This is a genomic window from Klenkia brasiliensis, assembly GCF_900100695.1.
Classification (GTDB): domain Bacteria; phylum Actinomycetota; class Actinomycetes; order Mycobacteriales; family Geodermatophilaceae; genus Klenkia; species Klenkia brasiliensis.
The window spans coordinates 25,177-51,308 of sequence record NZ_FNCF01000010.1; the positions used below are offsets into that span (position 1 = coordinate 25,177).

A 26,132-nucleotide genomic window follows, 5' to 3' on the forward strand; every position below is an offset into this window, starting at 1 on the left:
CAACACGGGGGTGACCGTCCCCGCCCGCCTGCTCGCCGCCGCCACCGCCGTGGCGCTGGCGCTGTGCCTGCTGCCGGGCACCCGGGCGGACGCCGTCGTCGGCATCAGCGTGCTGGCCGCGCTGGCCCCGCTCATCACCTTGCTCCGGCACCCGGCCGCCTGGCTGATGTGGTCGCTGGTGGCCGGCATGCTCGGCACCTGGGCGGTCTCCATGGCCGTCACCGACATCTCCCCCGCCCTCGCCGGGGCGACCCAGCTGCTGGGCCTGGTGCTCGCCGTCTCCCTCGTCGTCACCCTGTACGCCCAGCACCTGCGGGCCCGCCCGGCCGACCGTCGCCGGCACGAGCGCGGCAGCTGGGCGCGCCGCGCCGACCAGGCCGCCCTCGCCGTCGTCACCGGGCTCGCGACCGCCCAGATCGCCACCACCGCGCTGTCCCCGACCGCCCCCGTCGGCGCGGCGTGGGCGCCGGTCGACGCGCTCGTGGTCGCGGTGCTGCTGCGCTTCGCCTGCTCCCGGGCCGGGCTCACCCGCAGCCTGCAGCTGGTGCTGGCCGCCGGCGCGGTCAACTGCCTCTACGACATGGTCGCCTCGTCCTCGGGCGTGCGGCTGCAGCCGCTGGACCGGCCGGTGCAACTGCTCTGGGCGCTGTCGATGGCCCTGTTCGTCGCCGGCGCCCTGCACCCCAGCGCCGGCACCGCGTTCTCCTCGTCCTCCCTGCGCCACCTGCGCCCGGAGTCCGGCCGGGTGCTCGGGCTGGTCGCGCTCGCGCCCGTGCCGCTGGTGCTGGCCCTGCTGAACCCGGGCGGGCGGCTGCCCTGGCTGGTCTACGTTGCCGCCGGCACCGCGCTGGCCGCGCTCACCACGGCCCGCGGCGCCCAGGCGCTGGCGGCCAGCGAGGCCTACGCCCGGCTCGACCCGCTCACCGGCCTGGCCAACCGCCGCGGCCTGCAGAGCGCCTACGAGGCGCTGCTGCTGGCCGCCTCCTCCACCGGCGGCCCGGTCGGCCGGCTCGTGCTGCTCGACCTGGACGACTTCAAGGTGGTCAACGACACCCACGGCCACGAGTCCGGTGACCAGCTGCTGTGCGTGGTCGCCGACCGGCTGCGGACGGCGGTCGGCGGCGCCGGCACCGTCGCCCGGTCCGGCGGCGACGAGTTCGTCCTCGTCCTGCACCCCGGCGCCCCGCCGGTGGACGCGCTGCTGCGCGCCGCCCTGGACGGGCCGGTCACCCTCGCCGGGGCACCGGGCACCCGCTTCGACGTCCGGGCCAGTGCGGGCTGGGTCGACCTGGAGGAGGACAGCCGCCTGCCGCACGCCCTCGCAGACGCCGACATCGCGCTCTACACCAGCAAGGCCACCCACCGCGGGGCCGCGACCGCGTTCGTGCCCGCCCAGCGCCAGGAGGTCCTCGGCCAGCTCGGCCTGGGCGAGGACCTGCGCCGGCTGGTGGCCGGCGGGTCGGGCGCCGGTCAGCTGTTCCTGCTGCACCAGCCCCTGGTCGACCTGGTCGACGGCCGGGTGCTCGGGTACGAGGCGCTCGTCCGCTGGCAGCACCCCACCCGCGGCCTGCTCGCCCCCGACTCGTTCCTGCCCGTCGCCGAGAGCCAGGGCCAGGGCGCCGCGCTGGACGGGTGGGTGCTCGCGCAGGCCTGCGCCACCGCCGCGGGCTGGCCGGCCGACCTCACCGTGAGCGTCAACCTGGGCCGCTCCTCGATGGTGGACCCGCTGCTGGCCGACCGGGTGCGCGCGGCGCTGCGCGACAGCGGCCTGGACCCCCGTCGGCTGCACCTGGAGATCACCGAGCACGAGGCGCTGCCCGCCGACGCCGGCGTCGCGGCGCTGCACGAGCTGGCCGACCTCGGCGTGGGCGTCAGCCTCGACGACTTCGGCACCGGCTACACCTCGCTGGTCTACCTGCACCGCTACCCGGTCGGCGTGCTCAAGCTCGACCGGTCCATCACCGGCGCCGACACCAGCGACGAGCTCATCGCCGGGCTGACCAGCCTGGCCTCGGCCCTGGGCATCCGGGTGCTCGCCGAGGGCGTGGAGACCGAGGAGCAGCACCGCCGGCTGGCCGGGTTCGGCATCGACGCCGGCCAGGGGTGGCTCTTCGGCCGCCCCGTCCCGGCCGCCGACCTCGTGCACCGGGCCGAGCCCGTCAGCAACCCCATGTAGCTCAGTAGTCACACCCCGGAGTGCCCCGCCGGGTCGAGCCCGACCACCGCCCTACCCTCGCGCCGATCACGATCACGGCCGGGAGGGGTGACATGCAGGTCGACGACGTCCAGTCGCTGCAGCAGCACGCGGCCTGGCGGCTGCTCCGCGCCGACGACGCGCCCCTCGTCGTCGCGTTCCTCGCCCGCGTCTTCACCGAGGGCGGCGCGCACGGCCTGCCCGCCGGCGAGCTCGCCGACCGCCTCGCCGACCTGCTCGCCGAGCTCGACGGCACCCCCCGCGTCCCGGTCGACGCCCGCGGCTACCTCGACGGCTGGGCCGGCCCGGACGGCGGCTGGCTGCGCGCCTGGTACCCGCCCGGCTCCGACGAGCCGCTCATGGACGCCACCCCCGCCGCCGAGCTCGCCGTCGCCTTCGTCCGTGGCCTGCAGCCCCGGCCCTTCGTCGACACCGCCGCCCGGCTGGGCGCCGTGGTCGACCTGCTGCGCGCGCTGGCCACCGAGGACGTCGAGCCGGCCCTGCAGCGCGACCGCTACCTGCACCTCACCGCCACCGCGACCGGCCTGCTGGCCGACCTGCGCGCGGTCGAGGCCGCCTTCCGCGCGCGCGACCGCGAGCTGCGCGACGCCATCGCCGCCGGGGACGGCGCGCTGGCCCTCGACGTCGCCGCCGGCCGCCGGGGCATCGCCGAGACCGACCAGGGCCGCAGCTTCCACGCCTGCTACGACCGGCTGCTCTCCCCCCGCCTGCAGGACGAGCTGATCGAGCTGCTGGACCGGGTGCACGCCCTGCCCGCGGTGCGCACCTGCACCGACCCCCGGATGCGGCGCATCCGGCACGACCTGGTCGCCGCCGCCCAGCACACCCGCCAGGTGCTGCGCGGGCTGGTCGACGTGCTGCGCACCGGCCTGGACGACCGGGTGTGGCAGGAGAACCGCCGCGTGCTGGACCTGGTGGCCGGCATCGAGACCCGCGCCCGCACGCTGTCGGCGGGCCTGGCCGACCTGGACGGGTTCGCCGTCGAGCTCGACGACCTGCACCCCACCGTCGTGCTGCCGATGGAGCGCCACCTCTACGCCCCGCCCCGCCGCGCCGCCGTCGACAGCGCCCGGCCCGAGGCCGGCGACGAGGACTTCGCCGCCGCGGCCCTCTTCGACCAGGTGCAGGTCGACCCGGTGCCGCTCACCGCGCACGTGCGCCGCGCCCTGCTGCAGCGCCCCCGCGTGGAGCTGGCGACCGTGCTGGAGCAGCACCCGCTGCAGCACGGCCTCGCCGAGCTGGTCGCCTACCTGTCGCTGCGCGACGAGGCCTTCGACGTCGTCCTGCCCGCGCCCTCGGACGAGGACCAGCCCGGGGACGACGACACCGTCGCCTGGACCGACCCCGACGGCCGGGCCCGCACCGCCACCCTGCCCCGCGTGGTCTACGCCCGCCGCGACACCGACCCGCGCGCCGGCTCCCGGCACCCGGCCGGCCGCCGCGCCCACCCCGCCGTCCCGACCGTGCTCGCGGAGGACCCCCGATGACCACCCTGCTGCCCCCCGCACCGCCCCGGGCCGAGCTGAGCCTGCCGCTGGTGGTGACCTCGTTGATGCGCGGCGTCGTCCAACGTGAGTCTCAACCGGAAGTGTGGCGGCACCTGCTCGCCCTGCAGCCGGACCTGCGCGACCACGTCGCCGTCCTCGGGCTGGTGCCGGTGGTCGACGAGACCGAGGGCTACGCCTTCCTGCGCCAGCGCCCCGACGAGGAGCCCGACGGCGGCGTCCCCGTGCCCCGGCTGGTGGCCCGCCGGTCGCTGTCGTTCCCGGTCAGCCTGCTGCTGGCGCTGCTGCGCCGCCGGCTGGCCGCCACCGACGCCGGTGAGGCCGGCAGCCGGCTGGTGCTCACCCGGCTGGAGATCGTCGACCTGCTCGCCGACGTGCTCCCCGACCCCGGCCGCCGCAACCGGCTGGTCGAGCAGGTCGACGGGCACATCGCCAAGGCCGTCGAGCTCGGCTTCCTGCGCCGGATGCCCGGCCCGGACGGCGGCTTCGAGGTCCGCCGGGTGCTCAAGGCCTTCGTCGACGCGCAGTGGCTGGCCGACTTCGACGCCAAGCTCGCCGAGTACGCCGCCGCCACCCAGCAGCTGCAGCCCGCCGTGGAGGACCTGCCGTGACCACCCTCCCGCCCGTGCCGCACCTGCTGCTGACCACCGAGGACGACGGCCCCGACGGCCCCGCCCCCCGCGCCGGGTTCCGGCTCGACCGCCTCGAGCTGCTCAACTGGGGCACGTTCGACCGCAAGGTCTGGACGCTGCGCGCCGACGGGCAGAACACGCTGCTCACCGGCGACATCGGGTCGGGCAAGTCGACCATCGTCGACGCGCTGACCACCCTGCTGCTTCCCGCGGCAAGGGTCTCCTACAACGAGGCCGCCGGCGCCCCCACCCGCGAGCGGGACCTGCGCTCCTACGTGCAGGGCCACTGGCGGGCCGAGCGCGGCTCCACCGGCGGCACCCGCACCGTCGGCCTGCGCCCGGGCAGCACCTGGACCGCGCTGCTGGCGGTGTTCCGCAACGAGGGCCTGGACGAGGTCGTCACCCTCGGCCAGGTGTTCTGGCTGCGCTCGGGCGAGGTCGGCCAGCCCGACCGGTTCCACCTCGTCGCCGACCGCGACCTCTCGATCGCCGGCGACCTCGCCGACTTCGGCAGCGACCCCGCGGCACTGCGCCGCCGGCTGGCCGCCCGGCCCGACGTCGAGGTCTTCGGCACCTTCACCGAGTACGGCCGCGCCTTCCGCAACCGGCTGGGCATCGCCTCGGAGCAGGCGATGGACCTGTTCCACCAGACCGTGTCGATGAAGACCGTCGGCGACCTCAACGGCTTCGTCCGCAGCCACCTGCTCGAGCCCGGGGACTCCGCCGGCTGGGTGGACCGGCTGCTCGGCCACGTCGACCACCTCACCCGCGCCCACGACGCCGTCGTCACCGGCCGCGCGCAGCTGGCCCAGCTGCGGCCGGTGCTCGCCGACGCCGACCGGCACGCCGTGCTCACCGAGCAGATCGCCACCGTCGACGCCGACCTGGCCGCGCTCCCCCGCTGGGCGGACACCCTGCGCGAGAAGCTGCTCGCCGCCCGCGCCACCACCCAGCGCGCCGAGGTCGCCACCGTCGACCGCGCGCTGACCCAGGGCATCACCAACCTGGACCTGGCCCGCGCCCGCGAGCTGTCGCTGACCATGCAGCGCACCGGCAACGGCGGCGAGCGGCTGCGCTACATCGACGACCAGCTGCTCGAGCTCGAGGAGGCCCGCCGCGAGCGGCGCACCCGGGCCGGGGTGTTCGCCGGCCTGCTGGAGGCCACCGGACTGGACCCGGTCGTGGACGGCGAGGACTTCGTCGTCCGGCGCACCGAGGTCGCCGAGGCCCTCGCCCGCGCCGTGGAGAGCGAGGCCGAGGCCGAGGACCGCCTCGCCGAGGTCGAGGTGGCGCTGGCCGCGCTGCGCTCGCGCGCCGCCGGCATCGGCCACGAGCTGACCGGGCTGCGCGGGCGCACCGGCGCCGTCCCCCGCGAGCAGGTGCTCCTGCGCGACCGGCTGGCCGCCGCCCTCGGGGTCGACGCCGCCGCCCTGCCCTTCGCCGGCGAGCTGGTCCGCGTCTCCCCCGTGCACGCCGAGTGGCTGCCCGCCGCCGAGCGGGTGCTGCGCGACTTCGCGCTCACCCTGCTGGTCCCCGCGCAGCACTACGCCGACGTCTGCGCCTGGGTGGAGGCCGCCGACCTCGGTGCGCAGCTGGCCTACCTGCCGGTGCCCGCCGAGCTGCCCACCGCCGCACCCATGCCCGCGCCGCAGTCGCTGGCCGCCGTCCTGGAGGTCCGGTCCTCCCCGCTGGCGGCCTGGGTGGAGGGCCAGCTGGCCCGCCGCGCCCCGCACCTGCGGGTCGACGACGTCGAGGAGTTCGCCCGCACGCCCGTCGCGGTCACCCGGACCGGCCAGGTCAAGGACCGCACCGGCCGGCACGCCCTGGACGACCGGCACCCCACCGGCGACCCGGTGCACCGCGTGCTGGGCTGGGACAACGCCGGCAAGATCCGCGCGCTGACCGCCGCGGAGAACGCCCTGCTGCCCCAGCTCGCCGAGCTCACCGCCGCCCGCGACGCCGTCCGCGCCGAGCGCTCCCGCGCCGTGGCCCGCGGCCGCGACCTCGCCCAGCTGTCGGCCTACGACAGCTGGCGGGCGCTGGACTGGCAGGGCGCCATCCGGCAGATCGCGGAGCTCGGCCGGGAGCGGGACCTGCTGGTCGCGGCCTCGGGCGTGCTGTTCGGCCTGGACGGCGCGATGGACGACGTCCGCCGCGACATCGTGGCCCTGGCCACCGCGCAGGCCACCCTGCAGCAGCGCCGCGGCGCCGCCGCGCACGCCCTGGGCGAGACGTTCTCGGTGCTGGAGGGCGTGCGCCGCCGGCTGGGCGCCGCCGGTGCCGCCGACGAGACCCCCGACGTGCGGCCCGCGCAGCTCGCGGTGGACGACGGCTCCGCGGTCGCCCGGGCGCTGCGCATCGACCGCTCGCTGACCGCCCCCGAGCGGCTGGACCGCCGCGCCCTGGTGGCCTCGGTCCCGGTGACCGACCTGGCCGACGTCGACGAGCGCGAGCGGAACATGCGCGCGCTGCTGGAGCGCGAGCGCACCACCCAGGTGTCGGTGCGCGCCGAGGTCGAGGAGCGGATGGTGCGCGCGATGGCCGCCTTCCGCGCCCAGCACCCCGACGTCGCCGCCTCCCTGGACGCCTCGCGCGGTGCCGTGGAGTCCTTCCGGGCGCTGCACGAGCGGCTGCGCACCGACCAGCTGCCCCGCGCCGAGGCCGCGTTCACCGCGCTGCTGGAGCAGGACACCGTCCGCGACGTCGCCGGGTTCCTCGCCGAGCTGGAGCACCGCGCCGACCAGGTCACCGAGCGGGTGGCGGCCATCAACGGCTCGCTGCACGACATCGACTACCACCCGGGCCGCTACCTGGCCCTGGAGGCCCGGCGCTCGGGCGCCCCGGAGATCGAGGACTTCCGCGCGGACCTGCGGGCCTGCGCCGAGGCCGACGGCACCGACCCGGAGGAGCGCTTCGCCCGGGTCGCCCGCGTGGTGCACCGGCTGCGCGGCCGCGCCGGGCACGCCGCCGAGGACCGCCGCTGGGCGCGGCTGGTCACCGACGTGCGCACCTGGTTCGAGTTCACCGCGACCGAGCGGTGGCGGCACGACGGCGCCGAGCACGAGACGCACACCGACGCCGGCGGCAAGTCCGGCGGCCAGAAGGAGAAGCTGGCCTACACGGTGCTCGCCGCCTCGCTGGCCTACCAGTTCGGCATCGACCCGACGCGGACGATGGCCCGCGACTTCCGGTTCGTGGTCATCGACGAGGCGTTCGGGCGCGGGTCGGACGACTCCACCCGGTTCGCCCTGGACCTGTTCGCCCGGCTGGGCCTGCAGCTGCTCGTCGTCACCCCGCTGCAGAAGATCCACACCATCGAGCCCTACGTGGCGTCGCTGGCCTACGTGGACAACCAGCAGGGCGACGAGTCGCGGCTGCAGTGCCTCACCGTCGCGGACTACCGCGCCCGCCGGGCCCTGTCGCGCACGGTGCGGGACGGCGTCACCGCCCTCGGCTGAGGGCCTCCTCCAGGGCGGCGGCGAACGCGACCGGGTCGCCGCCCTGGCCGGGGTGGAACCCGCCGTGCCCGCCGGGGAAGGTCAGCAGCGGCAGGCCGTGCTCGGCGGCCACCGCGGCCGCCGTCCGCCCGGTCGTCGCCTGCCCCGACCACGCACCGACCCCGACGGCCACCCGTCCCTCGGGCAGGTCCCCGACCCGGTGCGAGGTGATCGACCGCAGGCCCAGCACCATCCGGGTCATCGCCCGCTGGTCGGCCTCGCCGGGCAGCTCCGGCGGCGGCGGGAAGCCGTTCTGCCGGGCGAACTCGCCCATCGCGGCCAGCAGGCCCTGCTCCCGGTGCAGGCGCTGCACCTCGTCGCCGTTCGCGCGGTGCAGGTCGGCGTCCGCCAGGTACTCGACCAGCGGCGGCTCGTGCGCGACCACGGTGCGCATCTGCTCGGGGTGGGTGGCGGCCAGCTCCAGCGCGGTGATGGCGCCGCCGCTGGACCCGAACACGTCGGCCGGCTCGGAGGTGACCGCGGCCAGCACCCGGGACAGGTCGTCGGCCAGGGTGGCGACGTCCGGCGGCTGCGCGGAGTCGGTCATCGTGCTGGCGCCGGTGCCGCGCGGGTCGTGCAGCACGACGGTGTGCGCCCCGGTCAGCCGCTCGGCCAGCGGCCGGAACCCGTCGGCGGGCATGGGGTGGCCGATGAGCGCCAGCACCGGGCCGCTGCCGAGCACCTCGTAGGACAGGACGGCGCCCGGGGCGTCGAGGGTGTGGGTCGTCACGCGGGCAGTCTGCCGCGCTAGAGCTCCGGGATGCACACCCCGGCGCCGAGGCGCGCGAGGCCCGCCAGGTCGCCGTCGGCGAAGTCGAGCACCTCGCCGCTGGTGGTCGACGCCATCAGCTGGTCTGCGTCCCAGACGTGCGCCAGGCCGACGACGTGGCCGAGCTCGTGCAGCAGGATCGCCCGGCCCACGGCGGCGTCCCCGCCCGCGGCCAGCTCGGCGTACTCCGGGCCGTCCAGGGTCACGCTGCCGGTCACCCAGGCCAGCGGACCGCCCTCGGGCCCGGCCGACGCGCTGCCGCCCAGACCCGCGACGTCGCCGGCCAGGCCCGGCTCCTGGTCGGGGGTGCGCCAGCCGACCAGCACCGGCGCCCACCGGTCGCCGTACCGGTCGGGCTGGTAGGCCGCGCGGTCGCCCCCGGGCAGCTCGTCGGTGGTGCCCTCGTAGCGGAACTGCAGCCCGGTCACCTCGGTCATCCGGGCCAGCGCGTCGACCAGCAGCGGCTCGGCGTCCGCGGGGGCGCCGTCGGGGCTGAGCACGACCGCGACCGGCCGGCACGGGTCCCAGGCGACCGGGGTGATGCCGTCGTCCTGCTCCGCGACGAAGGCGAAGACGTCACTGGCCGGGGCCGGCGGCGGGGCGCCCAGGGGCTCGTCGGACTCCTCGTACCCGGGGGTGGGCACGGTGCGCGGCGCGGTCTCGGCCGCCACCGTTGGGTCGGCCCGCGGCACGGGCGGGGCCTCGCCGGTGCGCAGCCACCAGCCGGCGGCGACCAGGCCTACGACGGCGACGGCCACCACGAAGGCGCGCAGCACCCGCGACCCACGACGGGGCGGCGGTGCCGGCGGCAGCGCTGCCTGGGCCGGCGGGGGCTGGGTCGGCGGGGGCCAGGGCGGCAGCGGGTAGCGCTGCGTGGCCGGGTCCTCGGTCATCGCCCCCAGTGTGCGGGACCGGCCGCCCGGACCGGCGTCACACGCCGAGGTGCGCCAGCGCCTGGACCAGCAGGTGGCTCTGCCCGTTGGCCAGCTCGGCGAGCACGCCGGGGTCGCGGGCCTCGTCCGGGGTGAACCAGGTCAGCTCCAGGGCGTCCTGCTGGGGCTCGCAGTCGCCCTCGACCGGCACCACGTAGGCCAGCGAGACCGCGTGCTGGCGGGGGTCGTGGAAGGGGGTGACGCCGGGGGTCGGGAAGTACTCGGCGATGGTGAACGGCTGCGGCGAGGCCGGCACCCGGGGCAGCGCGAGGGGGCCGAGGTCCTTCTCCAGGTGGCGGAGCAGGGCCGCCCGCACCCGCTCGTGGTAGAGCACCCGGCCCGAGACCAGCGCCCGCTTGATCTGGCCGTCCTCGCCCGCGCGCAGCAGCAGGCCGATCTTGGTGACGGCGCCGTGGTCGTCCACCCGGACCGGGACGGCGTCGACGTAGAGGATCGGCAACCGCTCGCGCGCGCTGTCCATCTCCTCCCGGGAGAGCCAGCCGGCGTCGGTCAGGGTGGTCGCCTCGGTCATGTGCACTGTCTAGTCCACGACACGCCCGATCAGGCGCAGCGGGGTCCGCTCCGCGGGCCGAGCTCGGCCAGGCCCTCGAGGTCGCCCTGCTGGTAGACCCGGCCCCGCGACCCGCCGCCGTCCATCAGCTGGCCGGGGTCGTCGACGTGGCCCAGTCCGACGAGGTGGCCCAGCTCGTGCAGCAGCGTGCCGCGTGCCTGCTCGTGCGACGCCTCGGCGAAGTAGTCAGCGTCCAGGGAGACCTGGCCCCGGGTCCAGACCCCGCCGGTCGCCGTCGGCCGCGCCCAGGCCAGGGCCTCGCCGTCGCGGTACAGCTGCTCGTCGGCGCCCGGCACCCAGGAGATGAGCACCTCGGCGCCGGCCGGCAGGACGTCGACGGCGCTGGCCGACGTCGGCGACACCCGCGTCGAGCCCAGTGCCTGGAAGGTCAGCCCGGTGGCGTCCTCGACGGTGTTCACCGCCTCGCCCAGCAGCGCCAGCGCGCCGTCGGGGGCGTGGTCCCAGTTCACGGCGTAGCCGATCGGGCTGCACGGGTCCCAGGTGACCGGGGTGCCGTCGGGGTGCTCCTGCAGGAACGCGTGCGCGCCGGGCTCCAGGGCCCGGGCGGGCGAGACGGTGTTGGCCACGAACAGCGCAGCGGCCAGCGGTACCTCGAGGGCGAGGACGACGAGGGCGGCGGCCCGGATGCGGGAGCGGCGGCGCGGGGAGGTCACCGGCACATCGTGGTGCCGGAACCTCCCTGTTCTCACGCTGTGTCACCGAATCGGTGGCCGACACCACCCGGTCGGGCGTCACCCGGCGGTCGGCAGCGGCTCCTGCGGGCACGTACCGAGCACGGTGGCCATCGCGTCGTGCTCGGCCTGGGTGGTCCACAGGCCGTAGGCGGCCTTGACCGCGACCTGGCGGGCGACGTAGGCGCAGCGGTAGCCGCGGTCGGGCGGCAGCCAGGTCGCGGCGTCGCCGTCGCGCTTCTGGGAGTTCAGCCCGCCGTCGACGGCGAGGAGGTTGAGCGGGTCGTTGGCGAAGGCGACCCGGGTGGCGGCGTCCCAGCCCTGCGCACCGGTCTGCCAGCTGTTCGACAACGCCACCACGTGGTCGATCTGCACGGCCTCGCTGGTGCCCTGACCGCGCTGGAACAGGATCGTGGCGCCCGAGTACGGGTCGACCAGGACGCCGCTGGTGACCACGCAGTCGCGGGTGCCGGGGCGGAACTGCTCGGCGGTGAGGTCGCGGGCGAGCACGTCGTTGCGGGTGTCGCAGCCGTTGCGGTCGGTGTCGACCCAGCCCTCGCCGTACTGGTCGCGCTCGTAGCCGGTCTGCGGCGCCCGGCCGCGCACGGGCAGCTGGGCCAGCGCGGCCAGCGCCGTGCCCGGGGCCGCGGCCACCGGGGACTGGGTGGCCACCGGAGGCTGGGTGGCCACCGGAGGCTGGGTGGCCACCGGAGGCTGGGTGGCCTCCGGGGTCGTTCCGGCCGACGACGGCACGGACGACGACGGTGCCGGCGATGCCGGCAGCTGGGTGCTCGCGGTGGGGACCGGCGCCGGGGCCGCGTCCTCCCCGCCCAGCACGCCGAACCCGACGCCGAGCAGCACGGCCAGCGCGCACACCGCCGACAGCAGGGCGCGGCGGCTGCGCCGGGACGGGCCGGTGCGGGCGGGGCCGGCCCGCTCGGACCGGACGCGCACGGGTCGGGAGCTCACCGCTCGAGGGTGCCGACCGCGTCCGCGCGGGTGCCCCAGCGACACGCGTTCTGGTTGGATCGGCCGCCGTGACCGGTGACGACGAGCTGCACCGCCTGTCCATGACCGTGCTCATGACGCCGGACATGAGCAACTTCTCCGGGGACGTGCACGGCGGGCAGCTGCTCAAGCTGCTGGACCAGGTCGCCTACACCTGCGCCTCGCGGTACAGCCGGACCTACGCGGTCACCCTCAGCGTGGACCAGGTGGTGTTCCGCGAGGCCATCCACGTGGGTGAGCTGGTCACCTTCCAGGCCAGCGTCAACCACACCGGCCGGACGTCGATGGAGATCGGCATCCGGGTGACCACGGAGGACCTGCGCGCCGGGGAGGTCCGGCACACCAACAGCTGCTACTTCACGATGGTGGCGCTGGACGGCGACCGCCGTCCGGTGCCCGTGCCGCCGCTGAAGCTGGCGACCGAGGAGCAGCGCCGGCGGCACGCCGCGGCGGTGGCCCGGCGGGAGCTGCGCCGGGAGATCCAGGCCCGGTCCGAGGCGATCCGCGCCACGGTGCCCTGACGGCGCTCAGCCCAGGCGGCGGCGCAGCTCGTCCTTGCGGACCTTGAGGCTGGCCGTCCGCGGCAGGGTGTCCACGAACTCCACCCGGGCCGGCAGCTTGTAGGACGCCAGCCGGCCGCGGCCGAACTCCCGGACGCCGGCCGGGTCCAGGCCCGCGCCCGGCCGCGGCACCACCACGGCGGTGACCGCCTCGCCCCAGCGGGCGTCGGGCAGGCCGAGCACGCTCACCTCGGCGATGCCCGGGTGCTGGGCGAGCACCCGCTCCACCTCGGCGGGGTACACGTTCATCCCGCCGCTGACCACCATGTCCTTGGCGCGGTCGGTGATGTAGACGTAGCCCGCGGCGTCCACCCGGCCGACGTCGCCGGTGCGCAGCCAGCCGTCGCGCAGCACCTCGGCGGTGAGGTCGGGGCGGTCCAGGTAGCCGGCGGTCATCGTCTCCGACGCCACCTCCAGCTCGCCGGTGCCCCCCGCCGGCAGCGGGCCGCCGTCCGGGCCGACCGCGCGCACCGACGCGATCGTCGCCGGCCGGCCGGCGGAGGACAGCACGTCCTCGGCGGCGCAGCCGGGCAACCAGTCGCCGGGCACGGTGGCGGTGACCGGGGCGCCGGTCTCGGTCATGCCGTAGGTCTCGACGAACCGGCCGCCGATGACGTCGACCAGCGCGGCGGCGTGCTCGCGCGGCAGCACCGACGCCGAGTGCAGCACGGTGCCCAGCGTGCCCAGCACCTCCGGGCGGGCGCGCAGCGCCTCGACCAGGTCGGGCACCAGCGGGCTGGGCGCGTAGGTGAACGTGGACCCCTCGGCGGCCATCCGGTCCACCCACGCGTCAGCGGGCAGCCCGGCCATGAACGACACCACCGACCCCAGCGCCAGGTGCGGCAGCACGACGCCCCAGATGCCGGCGGCGAAGGCCAGCGTGCCGGTGAACGCGCACGAGCCGTAGGGCCGCAGCCCGTCGTGGGCCGGCATGTGCGCCAGGATCCGGTGCACGCCCTCCTGCGTGTGCACCACACCCTTCGGCGTGCCGGTGGTGCCGCTGGTGGAGCCGACCAGGGCGGCCGCGGCGGGGTCGACGAGCGGGCCGGGCAGGGTGTCGGCCGCCGCGTCCCCGGCGTCCAGGTCGACCACCGGCAGGCCGGGCCGGGCGCCGAGCGCCGCGTCGACGAGGTCGGCCCGGCCAGCGGTGTGCAGCACGACGTCCGCCCGGGACGCGTCGAGGACGGCGGCGACCTCGGGGGCGGCCCACCGGTCGTTGACGTGCAGCGCGGTCGCCCCGCACAGGCCCGCGGCCAGGTAGCCCTCGATGCCGGCGGCGCTGTCCTGCACCACCAGCGCGACCCGGGACCCGGGCCCGACGCCCCGCGCGGCCAGCTGGTGCGCCAGGCCCGCGGCCCGGCGGGCGACCTGCCGGTGCGTGCGCTGGCCACCGGCCCAGCGGACGGCGGGGTGGTCACCGGCCCGCAGCATCCGGGTGACCACCGGGTGCGCCCAGGTCGGGGTCACGCGAGCCCGCGCACCGTCTGCAGGGTGCCCACGCCGGCCGGGTCGGCGTCGGTGCACGCGGGCACCAGGACGACGGTGCCCACCCCGGCGTCGGCGTAGGCGGCCAGCGCGGCGCGGGCGTCGTCCGGCGTCCCGACCACGCCGACCGAGGCGACCATGGCGTCGGGCACCTCGGCCAGCAGCTCGGCGGGCGGCGCGCCGGCGCGGGCGCGGGCGACGACGTCGCCGAAGCCGGCCCGCTCGAACGCCTCGGCGTAGCCCGGCGCCGCGAGGTAGGGCACCAGGCCGCGGCGCAGCTGGTCGACCGCGCCCGCGGGCGGGCCGTCCGGGCCCACCGCGGCCGGGCTCCACACCGCGACCTCGGGCAGCGGCCGGCCGAGCCCACCGGCGATCTCCCGGCAGCGGGCGACCAGCCGGGCGGCGAGGTCCGGGCCGACGAGGTTGAGCACCAGCTGGTCGGCGTGCAGCACGGCTGCCCGCAGCGCCCGGTCGCCGAACGCGGCGACCACCAGCCGGCCACCGGGCGGGGCCAGCCGCAGCCGGTAGCCGCTGGTGGACACCACCTCCCCGGCCAGCTCGCCGCGGCCGCCGGCCAGCAGCGTGCGCAGCACCTGCGCGGACTCCGCGAGCGCGGTGGCCGAGCCGCGGCGGGACCGGCCGTGCCAGCGCTCGACGACGACGGTGCTGGAGGTGCCAAGCGCCACCGACACCCGCCGGCCGGTCAGGTCGGCCACCGACGCCGCGCCGACCGCGACCATCGCCGGGTCGCGGACGGTGACCGCCAGCGGCCCGACCACCAGCTCGGCGGGGCCGGGACCCAGCGCGGTGGCGAGCGCGAACGCGTCGTAGGTGGCCATCTCCCCCACCCAGACGCAGGGGTAGCCGGCCCGCTCGGCGGCGGCCGCGGTGGCCCGCACCTCGGCGGCCGGCCGGTCCTGCCACAGCCCGAGGGAGACCTCCAGCCGCACGCTCACTCCGCGAAGTCCTGGGTCATCCCCATGCCGGCGAGCAGGGTGGCCCGGTCGTAGTACTCCAGCCACTCGGTGACGCCCTCGGGCCCGACGGCCAGCACGCCGACCACGGGCACCTCGCCGTGCACGCCGGCCCGGTCGAAGACGTCCCGCCGCTCGACGAAGACCCGCCCGTCGACCACACCCATGGCGCGGACCCGCAGCTCCAGGGAGGTCAGGCCCTCGGCCAGCACGGCCAGCCGCTCCGCAATCGCGGCGCGGCCGACCAGCGGGGTGCTCATCACGCTGTGCAGCACGCCCTCGGGGGCGAACAGGTCGACGACGGCGGCCCAGTCCTGCCGGTCCCAGGCGGCGACCATGGCCCGGACGACGTCCATCTTCTCGTCGTCGGTCACGACGCCGCCTGCTGCGCGCGCAGCTCGCGCTTGAGCACCTTGCCGACCGGGTTGCGGGGCAGCTCGGTGCGCAGCTCCAGCCTCTCGGGCAGCTTGTACGAGGCGATCCGCTGCTGTCGCAGGAAGTCCACCAGCTCCTCCAGGGTCAGGGTCGCGCCGGCCCGGGGGACGACGACGGCGGCCACCCGCTCCCCCAGCACGTCGTCCGGGTAGCCGACCACCGCAACGTCGGCGACCGCCGGGTGGGCCCCGATCAGGCCCTCCAGCTCGGCGGGCGCGATGTTCATGCCTCCGCGGATGACCAGGTCCTTGGCCCGGTCGACGTAGCGCAGGAACTCGCGCCGGTCGCCGGCGACCTCGAAGACGTCGCCGGTGCGCAGCGCGCCGGTCTCGTCGAAGGGCGAGGGCCGGCCGTCGCCGTCCAGGTATCCGGCGAACACCGTCGGCCCGGACAGCCGCAGCTCCCCCGGCGTCCCCGGCTCGGTGACCTCCGCACCGGTGACCGGGTCGACCAGCCGGACGCCGACCCAGTCGGCGACCCGGGTGGTCCAGGTGACGCCGGGGGCGCCGAAGCGGGGGAAGTAGCGGGCGCGCTGCTCGGGGTCGGGGACGTCCTGCGGGTCCGACAGCAGGGCGACGCCCTCGTTGGACCCGAAGAAGTTGATGATCGCGATCCCGCGGTCGGCCCAGCCGCGGACCATCGTCGGCGACAGCGGCGTGGAGCCCGAGCCGATCCGGGTCAGCGTCGACAGGTCCACCCGCGACAGCAGCGCCTCGTCCTGCAGCAGCACGGTGAGCAGCGCCGGCGGGGCGACGGTGTAGGTGACGCCCTCGGCGGCGATCTGGCCGAGGAAGACCGGGACGTCGAAGGGATGGTGCTGCACCAGGACGGCGCCGGTGCGCAGCCAGGGCAGGAACATGCCGTTGATGCCGGCCATGTTGATCATCGGGAACGGGTTGAGCAGCACGTCGTCGGCGGTCATCCGCGGCGCGTCGACGGTGGCCCAGCAGATGGCCAGCCAGTCGTGGGCGCAGCGGGGCACGCCCTTGGGGCGGCTCTCGGTGCCCGAGGTCCAGCAGACGGTGAGGCAGGCGTTGGGGTCGGCCGGGTGCTCGGCGACGTGCGCGGCGACGGCGGCCCGGTCGGCGTCCGAGGCCGGGCCGGTGGGCACCACCTCGACCCGGTCGGGCAGCGCGGCCGGTGCCGCGGCGGGATCGCCGAGCGCGACCAGGTGCACCAGCCCCGGCAGCGCGTCGGCGTAGCCGGCGAGCTCGGCGGCCGGGGACCGGTCGCCGAGCCGGGCGCAGCTGACGAACACCCGGAACCGCGCCTGCTCGGCCAGGTCGCGCACCTCGTGCTCGCGGTACTGCACCGGCAGCGGGCTGACCACTACCCCGATCCGCCAGGCGGCGAGGTAGACCTCGACCAGCTCGACGGAGTTGGGCAGCTGCACACCGAGCAGGTCACCCGGGCCCAGGCCCAGGTCCAGGAACCGGGCGGCGAGCGCGGTGACCTCGTCGTCCAGCTCGCCCCAGGTCAGCCGCCGCGGCGGGCCGCCGGTGAGGTCGGCCTTGTTCGCGGGGTCCACCAGCGCCAGGCGGTCGGCACGGGCGGCGACCTGGGCGTCCAGCAGACCCTGCACCGTCTCGTCGGTCCACCAGCCGCGGGCCCGGAAGTCGGCCACCCGGTCGGCGGGGTGCAGGGCCAGCAGGTTCGTCATCGGGTCCCTCCGGGGAGGTCGGTGCGCCGGGTGGCCGGGACGCGCCCGGCCACCCGGCGGTGGGTCACTGATAGCGGGAGGAGATGTCGACGACGTCGCCGGCGGACTCGAACTCGGCGGCCGCGGCGTTCCAGGTGTAGGGCTCGAACGCGAGGATCCCGAAGGACTGCGTCGGGCTCATCTGGTAGCTGATGCCGTCGATGAACATCGGCGGGGCGTAGTCCTGGGTGCGGGCCGCCTGCATGATCGACAGCCGGCTCAGCCCGTCCTCGGAGTCGGCGGCCTGGGTGAACACGTCGACCATCAGGTCGGCGATGACCCAGCCGTTGACCGTGTAGCTGTTGGTCGGGTCGTCGGCGCCGTTGGCCTGCGCCTGCTCCAGGTACTGCTGCACGTCCGGGTCGTCGGCGAAGGCCGGGTTGGCCGGGTCCTTGAGCCAGCGCAGGATCTGCTGGCCGTCGGCCGCCTCGCCCGCGGGGGCGTAGAGGGTCGCGCCGTCGGCGCAGTTGGAGGGCTGGATGACCGTCTCCGGCGCCCAGCCCGCCCGGCCGATCGCGTTGGTCAGCGCCAGGCAGTCGGTGGTGACCCCGGCGTCGACCAGGATCTGCGCGCCGGTGGCCTTCAGCGTGCTGGCCGCGGTGTTCGGGTCGGTCAGCGGGGCCTCGCCGACCAGCTCGAAGTCGGTGCCCTCGAAGGCATCGCGGTAGGCGTCGGCGATGCCCTGGCCGGACTCGCTCTGGTTGACCGCCATGGCCACGGTGGCGCCGTCGGGGTACTGCGCGGTGAGGCTCTCCACGACCACCTGGGCCTCCACCTCGGCCGAGGGCAGGTACTCCGTGGTCCACGGGTACTGCTCGACGTCGCGGTAGGCCGGGACGCTGGCCTGGGCGAACAGCAGCGGCACGCAGGCGTCGGTCTGGTCGTCGGCCATCGCCGAGAGCTGCCCGGAGCCGAAGGTGTCCAGCACGTCGACGCCCTCGCTCTGGATGAGCTCGCCGACGTTGGCCTTGGCCCGCTCGGGGTTGAAGGCGTCGTCGCGGGTGACGACCTCCAGCTGCACGCCGTCGATGCCGCCCTCGTCGTTGGCGACGGCGAAGCGGGCCTCCATGCCGGCGATGACGTTGCCGACGGCGTCGGCCAGCGGGCCGGACAGCGGGGCGGACCAGCCCACCTTGAGCGTGTCGGTGATCTCGGCGGTGGCGGCGTCGGGGTCGGCGCAGTCGTCCGCGGTGACCACCGAGGCGGCGTCGGCGGTGTCCCCGCCGTCCGTCCCGTCGTCGGAGGCGCCGGTGTTGGTGCCGCAGGCACCCAGCAGCAGCGCGGCGAGGGCGGCGGTGGCGACCCTGGTCGTCCTTCTCATCGTGGCTGGTCCTCATCGGTCGAGGGGGGCGGTCCGGGCTGCTGCCCGTCCGGTTCGGGGGGCCCGCCGGGGTCGCGGGCGGTGCGGGCCAGCGCTGGGTGGTCGGCGTCGACCACGGTCACCACGCGGCGCAGCGCGATCTGGGCGCGGCCCACGACGCCCTCGGGCATCAGGAAGACCAGCGCGATGAGCAGCACGCCGAACGCGATGCCCGACACCGGGCCGGGCGCGACCAGCGAGGTCAGGTAGGGCAGGAAGACCACCGCGACGGCGCCGACGACCGGGCCCAGCAGGGTGGCCGCACCGCCCAGCACCAGGCCGGTGACCAGCTCGATCGACTTGAGCAGGGTGAAGGACCCGTCGGGGGCCAGCGCCCCCACGTACATGGCGAACAACGCCCCGGCCAGACCGGTGATCGCCGCGGACAGGCCGAAGGTGAGGATCTTGACCCGCGCGACGTGCACGCCCTGCGCGGCGGCGGCCAGCTCGTGGTCGCGCACCGCCCGCATGGCCAGGCCGGCCCGGCTGCGGGTCAGGTTGCGCACCAGCAGCAGGACCAGCACCAGCGCGATCGCCGAGACCCAGAACAGCCAGATGCCGCGCTGGGCCCGGCTGATCCCGGTCCACTCCGGCGGGGTGAGCAGCCGGGCCCGGATGACCAGGCCCGCGGCACCGCCGGTCAGGTCGTCGAAGCGGCGGACGAGCTCGGGGAAGGCGACGCCGACGGCCAGCGTGACCAGGGCCAGGTACAGCCCGTGGATGCGCAGCGACGGCAGCCCGACCAGCAGGCCGGCGACGAAGCAGAACCCGATGGCCACCGGCACGGTGAGCATCGCGTCGAAGCCGTACTGCACCACCAGCACACCGGTCGTGTAGGCGCCCAGGCCGAAGAAGGCGGAGTGCCCGATCGACAGCAGGCCGGTGTAGCCGGTGACCAGGTTCAGCCCGGCGATGGCGATGGCCAGCACGAACACGTTGGTCAGCTGGCCCATCCGGAACAGCGGCCAGGTGGAGGCCCACACCAGCAGGGCGACCACGAGCAGCAGGCCGGCCACCTGCAGGCCGCGGTGGGCCGCCGAGCCGCGCACCAGGACCCGGCCCGGTGCGACCGGCCGCCCGCGCGGGGCCGGGGTGGTGGTGGGACGGTCGGCCACGGCGGTCACACGCGCTCCAGACGTCGGCTGCCGAACAGCCCGGTGGGCCGGACGAGCAGGATGAGGACGATGACCACGAGCACCGTGGTCTGCTGCATGGCCCCGCCCAGCGCCGGCACGTAGCCGGTGACCAGGGCCTCGAGGACGCCGATGACCAGCCCGCCGACGATCGCGCCGCCGAGGCTGTCCAGGCCGCCGAACAGCGCGGCGGCAGAGGCGGCGATGAAGACGGTGAACATCGTGGTCAGCGACAGCTGCTGCGGCGCCAGCGGCGTGACCAGCACGCCGGCCAGCCCGCCGATCGCCCCCGACAGGCCCCAGCCCAGCGCCAGTACCCGGCTGGTGGGCACCCCGGCCAGCGCCGCGGACTCCGGGTTGTCGGCCACGGCCCGCATGTGCAGGCCCACCCGGGTGCGCCGGAACAGCAGCGACACCAGGCCGACCAGCACGACCAGCACCACCCAGACGCCGAGCGCGTCGCCGTAGAGCCGGGCCCCGCCCAGGGACACGTAGTCGTCCAGGCCGTTGGGGAAGGGGCTGGGCATCACCTTGGTCTCGGTGCCGAACAGCAGCGCGTCCAGCGCGTTCAGCCCGGTGAACAGCCCCAGGGCCACGATGAGGACGGCGGTGTCGTTCTTGCGCTGCACCGGCCGGACCAGCAGCCGCTCGATGCCGGCGCCCAGCACGAAGCCCAGCGCGATCGAGGCCAGCACGGCCAGCCACACCGGGGAGCCCAGGGTGGTCAGCCACCAGGCCACGAAGGTGGTGAACAGGGCCAGCTCGCCCTGCGCGAAGTTGATCGTGCCGCTGCCCCGGAACACCACCACCAGGGCCAGGGCCAGCAGCGCGTACACCGAGCCGTTGGTCAGCCCGGAGACCAGTCTCTCCAGCAGGAGGTCCATGTCGGCGATCCCCTCAGAAGCCCAGGTAGGCGCGCCGGACGGCGTCGTCGCGGCGGAAGTCCTCGGCGGTGCCGGTGGCGGCGACCTCACCGACCTCGAGCAGGTGCACCCGGTGCGCCAGGTCCAGCGCCAGCTCGGCGTTCTGCTCCACGACCAGCAGCGCGGTGCCCTGCTCGGCGTTGATCGCGCCCAGGGTGGCGAACAGGCCCTGCACCACGATCGGCGCCAGGCCCAAGCTGGGCTCGTCGCACAGCAGCAGCTGCGGCCTGCTCATCAGCGCGCGGGCGACGGCGAGCATCTGCTGCTCGCCGCCCGAGAGCAGCCCGGCGGACTGCCCGGACCGCTCGCGCAGCACCGGGAAGGTGTCGAACCAGCGCTCGACGTCCTCGGCGATGCCCTTCCGGTCCTTCCGGGTGGCCGCCCCGACGTGCAGGTTGTCCAGCACCGAGAGGGTGGCCAGGGTGCCGCGGCCCTGCGGCACCAGGCTCATCCCAGCGGCGACCACGCGGTCGGGCCGGGTGCCGAGCTCGGCGCCGCCCAGCCGGACCTCACCGCGCCGGGGCAGCATCCCGGCCAGCGCCTTCATGGTGGTGGTCTTGCCGGCGCCGTTGGCGCCCAGCACGACGGCGACCTCGCCCTCGTCGACGGTCAGGTCGATGCCGTGCAGCACGTCGGCGGCGCCGTAGCCGGCCCGCAGCCCGCGGACCTCGAGCAGGCTCATGCCGCGCGCCCCAGGTAGGCCGCGACCACGGCGGGGTCGCGGCGGACCTCGTCGGGGCTGCCGGCGGCGATCCGGCGGCCGAAGTCCATCGCCACGACCCGGTCGGAGATGCCCATGACCAGGCCCATGTGGTGCTCGACCAGCAGCGCGGCGAAGCCGAACCGGTCGCGCAGCGCGACCAGCAGCCCGCCGAGCTCGTCGACCTCGGCGTGGGTGAGCCCGCCGGCCGGCTCGTCGAGCAGCAGCAGGCTCGGCTCGGCCATCAGCGCGCGGGCCAGCTCCACCCGCTTGCGGGTGCCGAAGGGCAACCCGGCCGCGGGCAGCAGGGCCACGTCGAGCAGCTCGAGCTGCTCGACCAGCTCCCACGCCCGGGCGCGCAGGGCGGCGGTGCGCCGGGTGGCGCCGGGCCAGGCCAGCAGGCCCGGGACGATGCCGGTGCCCGGCTGCGCGGCCGCGCCGGTGAGCACGTTGTCCAGCACGGTCATCGACCCGAACAGGGCCAGGTTCTGGAAGGTGCGCGCGATGCCGAGGCCGGCGATCCGGTGCGCGGGGACGGCGAGCAGGTCCCGGCCGGCGAACCGGATCGACCCCTCGGCGGGCTCGTAGATGCGGGTGATGCAGTTGAACAGCGTCGTCTTGCCCGCGCCGTTGGGGCCGATCAGCCCGCAGATCTCGCCGGGGCGGACGTCGAAGGACAGGTCGCGCAGCGCCGTGACGCCGCCGAAGCGCACCGCCACGCCGCGCACCTCCAGCAGCGGGTCGTGCGCATCCGCTCCGGGCACGGCCCCTCCTCGCTCGTCCGGCCGAACCGCCCCTGTGCGGTTCCGGTGTGATGGCGATTACTACAGCAGACAGAGCGACTGGTCAACGAAGTCGTCGGTTGCGTGGCGCAAGGACTGTCGTGGGCGCCGTCCCGTGCGTTTCTTGACCCCAGCGTGTGGAGTGGTTCACTCTGTCAGCTGTAGTGCTGTGCGTTCGTCGACCCCAGGGAGAAGCCTTGACCGACCGCCCCGACCCGACCGCCGCGACCCTGGCCCGGCTGGTCGCCAAGCAGGAGGTCGCGGACCTGCTGGCCCGGTACCTGCGGGCCATCGACCGGGGCGACGTCGAGGGCCTGCGCGCCTGCTACCTGCCCGGGGCGACCGAGGACCACGGCGGGGTGTTCACCGGCGACGCGCAGGCCTACGTCGACTCCGTCGCCGCCACCCTCGTCCACCCGCGCGCGGTGGGCACGCACGCGCTGACCAACGTGCTGGTCGAGGTCGACGAGGACGCCACCACCGCGGTCGCGGAGTCCTACGTGCTGGCCTTCGCCCGGGTGCGCACCCCCGACGGCCCGGTCGCGGACTCCCTCACCGCCGCGCGGATGGTCGACCGGCTGCGCTGCGTCGAGGGCCGCTGGGGCATCGAGCACCGCACCCTGCGCTTCGACTGGAACCACGACATGCCGCGCACGGAGGGCTGGCTCTACGGCCTGCTCGCCGGCGACCCCGCCGAGCTGCGCCGCAGCGGCCGGTTCCCCGACGACCCGATCTACACCGCCGCCCCCGCCCCCGCAGGGAGCGCCGCGTGAGCGGGACGTCGATCGAGGGCGCCACCGTTCTGGTCACCGGCGCCAACCGCGGCATCGGCCTGGCCTTCGTGCAGGAGGCGCTGGCCGGCGGCGCGGCGCGGGTGCACGCCGGCGTCCGCGCACCCGAGGGCGTCGTCCCCGACAGCCCCGTGCCCGGCGACGACCGGGTGGTGCCCGTGCGCCTGGACGTCACCGACCCCGCCCAGGTCGCCGCCGCCGCCGCGGCCTGCGCCGACACCACCGTGGTGGTCAACAACGCCGGCCTGCACACCGGCACCCGGCTGGTGCGCTGCGCCGACCCGGCCGACGCCCGTGCCGAGATGGAGGTCAACTACTTCGGCGTGCTCGCCATGACCCGGGCCTTCGCCGACGTCATCGCCGGCAACGGCGGCGGCGCGTTCGTCAACGTGCTCTCGGTGGCCGGCATGGTGCCCGCGCCGTTCATGGGCGGCTACTCCCCCGCCAAGGCCGCGGCGCTGTGGCTGTCCACCATCGCCCGGGCCGAGCTCGCCGGCGACGGCATCGGCGTCACCGCGCTGATCGTCGGGTCGGTGGACACCCGGATGGCCGCGCATGTCGACGGCCGCAAGGAGGACCCCCGCGACATCGCCCGGGCCGGGTACAAGGCGCTGCGCCGCGGCGAGCCCGTCGCCGACACCGACTGGATGGCCGTGGACGCCCGCGCCCGGATGGCCCGCGACCCCGCCGGCTACGAGCGCGCGCTGGCCAGGCTGCTCGACGTCGCCGAGCTGCGGACCAGCCGGTGAGGCCCATCCGGGTCGCGCAGTGGGCGACCGGCGCGATCGGCAAGACCTGCCTGCGCGGGGTCATCGACCGACCCGACCTGGAGCTGGTCGGGCTCTACGTCTACTCCGACCGCAAGGCCGGCCGGGACGCCGGGGACATCGCCCGCCGCGGGCACACCGGCGTCACCGCCACCCGCAGCGTCGACGAGCTGCTGGCCACCGGCCCCGACGTCGTGCTGCACACCCCGCGGCTGCAGGTGCCCTACGAGACCCACGACGCCGACATCTGCCGCCTGCTGCGCGCCGGCGTCGACGTGGTCACCACCGCCGGCCACCACTTCCCCCGCGCGCACGGCCCCGCGCGGGAGGCGATGTTCCTCGACGCCTGCCACGCCGGCAGCGCCACCCTCTACGGCGTGGGCATCAGCCCCGGCGTGGTCGGCGAGCGGCTGGCCCTGGCGCTGACCGGCGTCTCGGTGGACCTGGACGCCGTCGAGATCGACGAGGTGCTCGACGCTCGCCGGATGCCCGACCCGGAGTTCGTCTTCCGGGTGATGGGCATGGGCGGGCCGGTCGAGGCGCTCGACACCGGCGGGGAGCTGCCGGTGCTCTACGGGAAGCTCTACCGCGAGACGCTGCTGTTCATGGCCGAGCGGATGGGCCTCGTGGTCGAGGACGTCGTGCCCGACCACCGCGTCGTCCCGGCCAGCCGGGACCTGCAGGTCGCCGCCGGCACCATCCGGGCCGGCACCGTCGGGTCCACCGAGTGGCGCTGGCACGCCGTCGTCGGCGGCCGCCGGGTGCTGAGCCTGTCGATCATCTGGACGATGGAACCCGACCTGCCCGACTACGCCGGGCGGGACGAGTGGACCGTGCGGGTGCACGGCCGCCCCGGCGTCGTCATGACGCTGAACCTGGTCGAGCCCGACGACCCCACCAGCCGCACCACCGCCGCGCAGTTCGTCACCGCCGGCCCCGTGCTGCGCGCCGTCGTCCCCGTGCACGAGGCGCCCCCCGGGATCCTCGAGCCCCCCGTCTTCGGCCCGTACCAGCCCGTTGCCCGCCCCGTCCTGCAGGAGACGCCATGACCGTCGAGACCGCAGCCGCGCCCGCGCCGTGGACCCCGCCGCCGGTCCCGGTGCCGGCCGCCTACCGCGACCCCGACTACGCCCTGCTGCCCGACGGACGACGGGCCGAGCGGCTGGCCGACATGCTGCGCGCCCGGGCCGCGGCCACCCCCGACGTGGACGCCGTGCTCGAGGTCGGCCGCACCACCAGCTGGGCGGAGCTGGACCGCACCGCCAACCGGGTCGCGCAGGCACTCGCCCGCGACGGCGTGCGGGCCGGGGACCGGGTGGCCTACGTGGGCGCCAACGCGCCGTCCTTCCTGGCGGTGCTGTTCGGCGCGGCCAAGCTCGGCGCGGTCCCGGCGCCGCTGAACGCCCTGCTCGCGGTGCCGGAGCTGTCGGTCGTGCTGGCCGACGCCCGCCCCGCGGTGCTGGTGGTCGGCGCCGGCAGCGGCCCCGCGGCCGCCGCGGCGACCGGGTCCACCCGGATGGTCGCGGTGGACGACGGCGTGGCCGGCGCGGTGCCGTGGGACACCTGGCTGGCCGGGGCCGACGACACCGACCCCGGCGTGGTGGTCGACCCGCAGGACACCGCGGTGCTGTTCTTCAGCTCCGGCACCACCGGCCGGCCCAAGGGCATCGAGCTCACCGGCGCCAACCTCGGCCAGGCGCTGGCCGCGTCCTACTACCTGCTCGACCTCGACGTGCGCAGCGTGGCCATGGCGCCCATCCCGTTCTTCCACGTCGCCGGCATCGGGCTGGCCCTGGCCGCGGTGCTCGGCGGCAGCGCGCTGCTGCTGGAGGCCCCGACGGACCTGGCAGGGGTCGCCGAGCTGTGGCAGCGGCGCGCGGTGACCCACGCGGTCGCCGTCCCCACGGTGCTGCAGATGCTGCTGCAGCTGCCCGCGGTGCGGCAGGCCGACTGGTCGACCCTGCAGTACGTCATCTACGGCGCCTCGCCGATCCCGGTGCCGGTGCTGACCGACGCCGCCGAGGTCTTCGGCTGCCGGTTCCTGCAGAGCTACGGGCTCACCGAGTCCACCGGCGGCATCACGATGCTCATGCCCGAGGACCACCGGCCCGACCCGGCCGACCCGGTCGCGGTGGCCCGGCTGCGGTCGGTGGGCCGGCCGATGCCCGGGGTGCCGGTGCGGGTGGTCGACCCGGTGACGCTGGAGGACCTGCCGCCCGGGCAGCGCGGCGAGGTGCTCATCGGCGGCGGGCACGTGATGAAGGGGTACTGGGAACGGCCCGAGGACACCGCGGCGTCGCTGCTGCCCGGCGGCTGGCTGCGCACCGGCGACGGCGGCTCCTTCGACGATGGCGGTTACCTGTTCCTGCACGACCGGCTGAAGGACATGATCATCACCGGCGGCGAGAACGTGTTCCCGGCCGAGGTGGAGAGCGTGCTGACCGGCCACCCGGGCGTGGTGGAGGTCGCCGTCGTCGGGGTGCCGTCGGGCCGCTGGGGCGAGTCGCCGCACGCCGTCGTCGTCCCGAGGGACCCGGCGTCCTTCGACCCCGACGAGCTGCTCACCTGGGCGCGGGAGCGGCTGGCCCACTACAAGTGCCCGGTCGGGGTGACCGTCGTGGGCACCCTGCCGCGCAACGCGTCGGGGAAGCTGCTCAAGCGCCAGCTGCGCGCCGACCTCGCGAGCTGACCCCCGCGCCCAC

Annotated in this window: 23 protein-coding genes; 9 read left to right on the forward strand and 14 right to left on the reverse strand. The window is 76.0% G+C overall.

The window, feature by feature from the left end; translation table 11 throughout:
* Positions 1–10 precede the first annotated feature (10 nt).
* The 4 genes from BLT39_RS21210 to BLT39_RS21225 all read left to right on the forward strand — a co-directional run bounded on the left by BLT39_RS21210 (position 11) and on the right by BLT39_RS21225 (position 7,810).
* Complete coding sequence (locus BLT39_RS21210) at positions 11–2,176, forward strand: putative bifunctional diguanylate cyclase/phosphodiesterase (RefSeq protein WP_131801538.1); 2,166 nt, start codon at positions 11–13, stop codon at positions 2,174–2,176.
* A gap of 92 nt (positions 2,177–2,268) precedes the next feature.
* Entirely contained in the window at positions 2,269–3,702 is a 1,434-nt protein-coding gene (locus BLT39_RS21215; protein WP_091069115.1) for a DUF3375 domain-containing protein, read from the forward strand.
* Entirely contained in the window at positions 3,699–4,331 is a 633-nt protein-coding gene (locus tag BLT39_RS21220; protein WP_091069118.1) for a DUF4194 domain-containing protein, read from the forward strand. Before BLT39_RS21215 ends, BLT39_RS21220 begins: the two co-directional genes overlap by 4 nt.
* A complete protein-coding gene (locus BLT39_RS21225; RefSeq protein ID WP_242658603.1) occupies positions 4,328–7,810 on the forward strand; it encodes an ATP-binding protein in 3,483 nt (1,160 codons plus the stop codon). The genes BLT39_RS21220 and BLT39_RS21225 overlap by 4 nt, the downstream gene beginning before the upstream one ends.
* On the opposite strand, the gene BLT39_RS21230 is transcribed toward BLT39_RS21225, so the two are convergent.
* From BLT39_RS21230 to BLT39_RS21250, 5 genes are all read right to left on the reverse strand, one after another.
* A complete protein-coding gene (locus BLT39_RS21230; protein WP_091069121.1) occupies positions 7,794–8,579 on the reverse strand; it encodes an alpha/beta fold hydrolase in 786 nt (261 codons plus the stop codon). The genes BLT39_RS21225 and BLT39_RS21230 overlap by 17 nt on opposite strands.
* Positions 8,580–8,596: 17 nt before the next feature.
* A complete protein-coding gene (locus BLT39_RS21235; protein WP_091069124.1) occupies positions 8,597–9,511 on the reverse strand; it encodes a zinc metalloprotease in 915 nt (304 codons plus the stop codon).
* 37 nt (positions 9,512–9,548) lie between these two features.
* Positions 9,549–10,082 carry an NUDIX hydrolase family protein gene (locus tag BLT39_RS21240; protein WP_091069218.1) on the reverse strand — a complete coding sequence of 178 codons (534 nt, stop codon included), beginning with the start codon at positions 10,080–10,082 and terminating at the stop codon, positions 9,549–9,551.
* Positions 10,083–10,111: 29 nt separating this feature from the next.
* Positions 10,112–10,795, reverse strand: coding sequence for a zinc metalloprotease (locus BLT39_RS21245; protein WP_131801539.1), 684 nt, complete (start codon positions 10,793–10,795; stop codon positions 10,112–10,114).
* A gap of 78 nt (positions 10,796–10,873) precedes the next feature.
* Positions 10,874–11,782 (reverse strand): HNH endonuclease family protein, encoded by a 909-nt coding sequence (locus BLT39_RS21250; protein ID WP_242658604.1) that lies wholly within the window; start codon positions 11,780–11,782, stop codon positions 10,874–10,876.
* 68 nt (positions 11,783–11,850) lie between these two features.
* Here BLT39_RS21250 and BLT39_RS21255 point away from each other — a divergent pair, with 68 nt between their 5' ends.
* Entirely contained in the window at positions 11,851–12,342 is a 492-nt protein-coding gene (locus BLT39_RS21255) for an acyl-CoA thioesterase (RefSeq protein ID WP_242658605.1), read from the forward strand.
* A 6-nt stretch (positions 12,343–12,348) separates the two neighbouring features.
* Here the strand turns inward: BLT39_RS21255 and BLT39_RS21260 are convergent, their stop codons facing one another.
* From BLT39_RS21260 to BLT39_RS21300, 9 genes are all read right to left on the reverse strand, one after another.
* Positions 12,349–13,848, reverse strand: a complete 1,500-nt coding sequence (locus BLT39_RS21260; RefSeq protein WP_091069135.1) for a class I adenylate-forming enzyme family protein — start codon at positions 13,846–13,848, stop codon at positions 12,349–12,351.
* A complete protein-coding gene (locus BLT39_RS21265; RefSeq protein ID WP_207508306.1) occupies positions 13,845–14,822 on the reverse strand; it encodes an LLM class F420-dependent oxidoreductase in 978 nt (325 codons plus the stop codon). Before BLT39_RS21265 ends, BLT39_RS21260 begins: the two co-directional genes overlap by 4 nt.
* Positions 14,819–15,214 carry a nuclear transport factor 2 family protein gene (locus BLT39_RS21270; protein WP_207508308.1) on the reverse strand — a complete coding sequence of 132 codons (396 nt, stop codon included), beginning with the start codon at positions 15,212–15,214 and terminating at the stop codon, positions 14,819–14,821. Before BLT39_RS21270 ends, BLT39_RS21265 begins: the two co-directional genes overlap by 4 nt.
* On the reverse strand, positions 15,211–16,935 hold the full coding sequence (locus tag BLT39_RS21275) for a class I adenylate-forming enzyme family protein (protein WP_091069139.1): 1,725 nt from the start codon (positions 16,933–16,935) through the stop codon (positions 15,211–15,213). The genes BLT39_RS21270 and BLT39_RS21275 overlap by 4 nt, the downstream gene beginning before the upstream one ends.
* Positions 16,936–16,999: 64 nt before the next feature.
* Positions 17,000–18,295 (reverse strand): ABC transporter substrate-binding protein, encoded by a 1,296-nt coding sequence (locus BLT39_RS21280; RefSeq protein WP_091069144.1) that lies wholly within the window; start codon positions 18,293–18,295, stop codon positions 17,000–17,002.
* Positions 18,292–19,458, reverse strand: coding sequence for a branched-chain amino acid ABC transporter permease (locus BLT39_RS21285; protein ID WP_207508310.1), 1,167 nt, complete (start codon positions 19,456–19,458; stop codon positions 18,292–18,294). The genes BLT39_RS21280 and BLT39_RS21285 overlap by 4 nt, the downstream gene beginning before the upstream one ends.
* The gene (locus BLT39_RS21290) at positions 19,455–20,351 is read right to left on the reverse strand and encodes a branched-chain amino acid ABC transporter permease (protein WP_091069147.1); all 897 of its coding nucleotides are present in this window, start codon (positions 20,349–20,351) and stop codon (positions 19,455–19,457) included. Before BLT39_RS21290 ends, BLT39_RS21285 begins: the two co-directional genes overlap by 4 nt.
* A 13-nt stretch (positions 20,352–20,364) precedes the next feature.
* Positions 20,365–21,072 carry an ABC transporter ATP-binding protein gene (locus tag BLT39_RS21295; RefSeq protein ID WP_091069162.1) on the reverse strand — a complete coding sequence of 236 codons (708 nt, stop codon included), beginning with the start codon at positions 21,070–21,072 and terminating at the stop codon, positions 20,365–20,367.
* Complete coding sequence (locus BLT39_RS21300) at positions 21,069–21,854, reverse strand: ABC transporter ATP-binding protein (RefSeq protein ID WP_207508311.1); 786 nt, start codon at positions 21,852–21,854, stop codon at positions 21,069–21,071. The genes BLT39_RS21295 and BLT39_RS21300 overlap by 4 nt, the downstream gene beginning before the upstream one ends.
* A gap of 215 nt (positions 21,855–22,069) precedes the next feature.
* Here BLT39_RS21300 and BLT39_RS21305 point away from each other — a divergent pair, with 215 nt between their 5' ends.
* The 4 genes from BLT39_RS21305 to BLT39_RS21320 are packed head-to-tail and all read left to right on the forward strand — an operon-like array spanning position 22,070 to position 26,119.
* Positions 22,070–22,645, forward strand: coding sequence for a nuclear transport factor 2 family protein (locus BLT39_RS21305; RefSeq protein ID WP_207508312.1), 576 nt, complete (start codon positions 22,070–22,072; stop codon positions 22,643–22,645).
* Positions 22,642–23,412, forward strand: a complete 771-nt coding sequence (locus BLT39_RS21310) for an SDR family oxidoreductase (protein ID WP_091069165.1) — start codon at positions 22,642–22,644, stop codon at positions 23,410–23,412. Before BLT39_RS21305 ends, BLT39_RS21310 begins: the two co-directional genes overlap by 4 nt.
* The gene (locus BLT39_RS21315) at positions 23,409–24,479 is read left to right on the forward strand and encodes an NAD(P)H-dependent amine dehydrogenase family protein (RefSeq protein WP_091069167.1); all 1,071 of its coding nucleotides are present in this window, start codon (positions 23,409–23,411) and stop codon (positions 24,477–24,479) included. The genes BLT39_RS21310 and BLT39_RS21315 overlap by 4 nt, the downstream gene beginning before the upstream one ends.
* Positions 24,476–26,119, forward strand: a complete 1,644-nt coding sequence (locus tag BLT39_RS21320) for an AMP-binding protein (protein ID WP_091069169.1) — start codon at positions 24,476–24,478, stop codon at positions 26,117–26,119. Before BLT39_RS21315 ends, BLT39_RS21320 begins: the two co-directional genes overlap by 4 nt.
* Positions 26,120–26,132 lie beyond the last annotated feature (13 nt).

Coding starts and splice junctions, on each gene's coding strand:
- BLT39_RS21295 (WP_091069162.1), bottom strand. CDS start 21,072: ATGAGCCTGCTCGAGGTCCGCGGGCTGCGGGCCGGCTACGGCGCCGCC.
- BLT39_RS21290 (WP_091069147.1), bottom strand. CDS start 20,351: ATGGACCTCCTGCTGGAGAGACTGGTCTCCGGGCTGACCAACGGCTCG.
- BLT39_RS21320 (WP_091069169.1), top strand. CDS start 24,476: ATGACCGTCGAGACCGCAGCCGCGCCCGCGCCGTGGACCCCGCCGCCG.
- BLT39_RS21240 (WP_091069218.1), bottom strand. CDS start 10,082: ATGACCGAGGCGACCACCCTGACCGACGCCGGCTGGCTCTCCCGGGAG.
- BLT39_RS21275 (WP_091069139.1), bottom strand. CDS start 16,935: ATGACGAACCTGCTGGCCCTGCACCCCGCCGACCGGGTGGCCGACTTC.
- BLT39_RS21235 (WP_091069124.1), bottom strand. CDS start 9,511: ATGACCGAGGACCCGGCCACGCAGCGCTACCCGCTGCCGCCCTGGCCC.
- BLT39_RS21215 (WP_091069115.1), top strand. CDS start 2,269: ATGCAGGTCGACGACGTCCAGTCGCTGCAGCAGCACGCGGCCTGGCGG.
- BLT39_RS21220 (WP_091069118.1), top strand. CDS start 3,699: ATGACCACCCTGCTGCCCCCCGCACCGCCCCGGGCCGAGCTGAGCCTG.
- BLT39_RS21280 (WP_091069144.1), bottom strand. CDS start 18,295: ATGAGAAGGACGACCAGGGTCGCCACCGCCGCCCTCGCCGCGCTGCTG.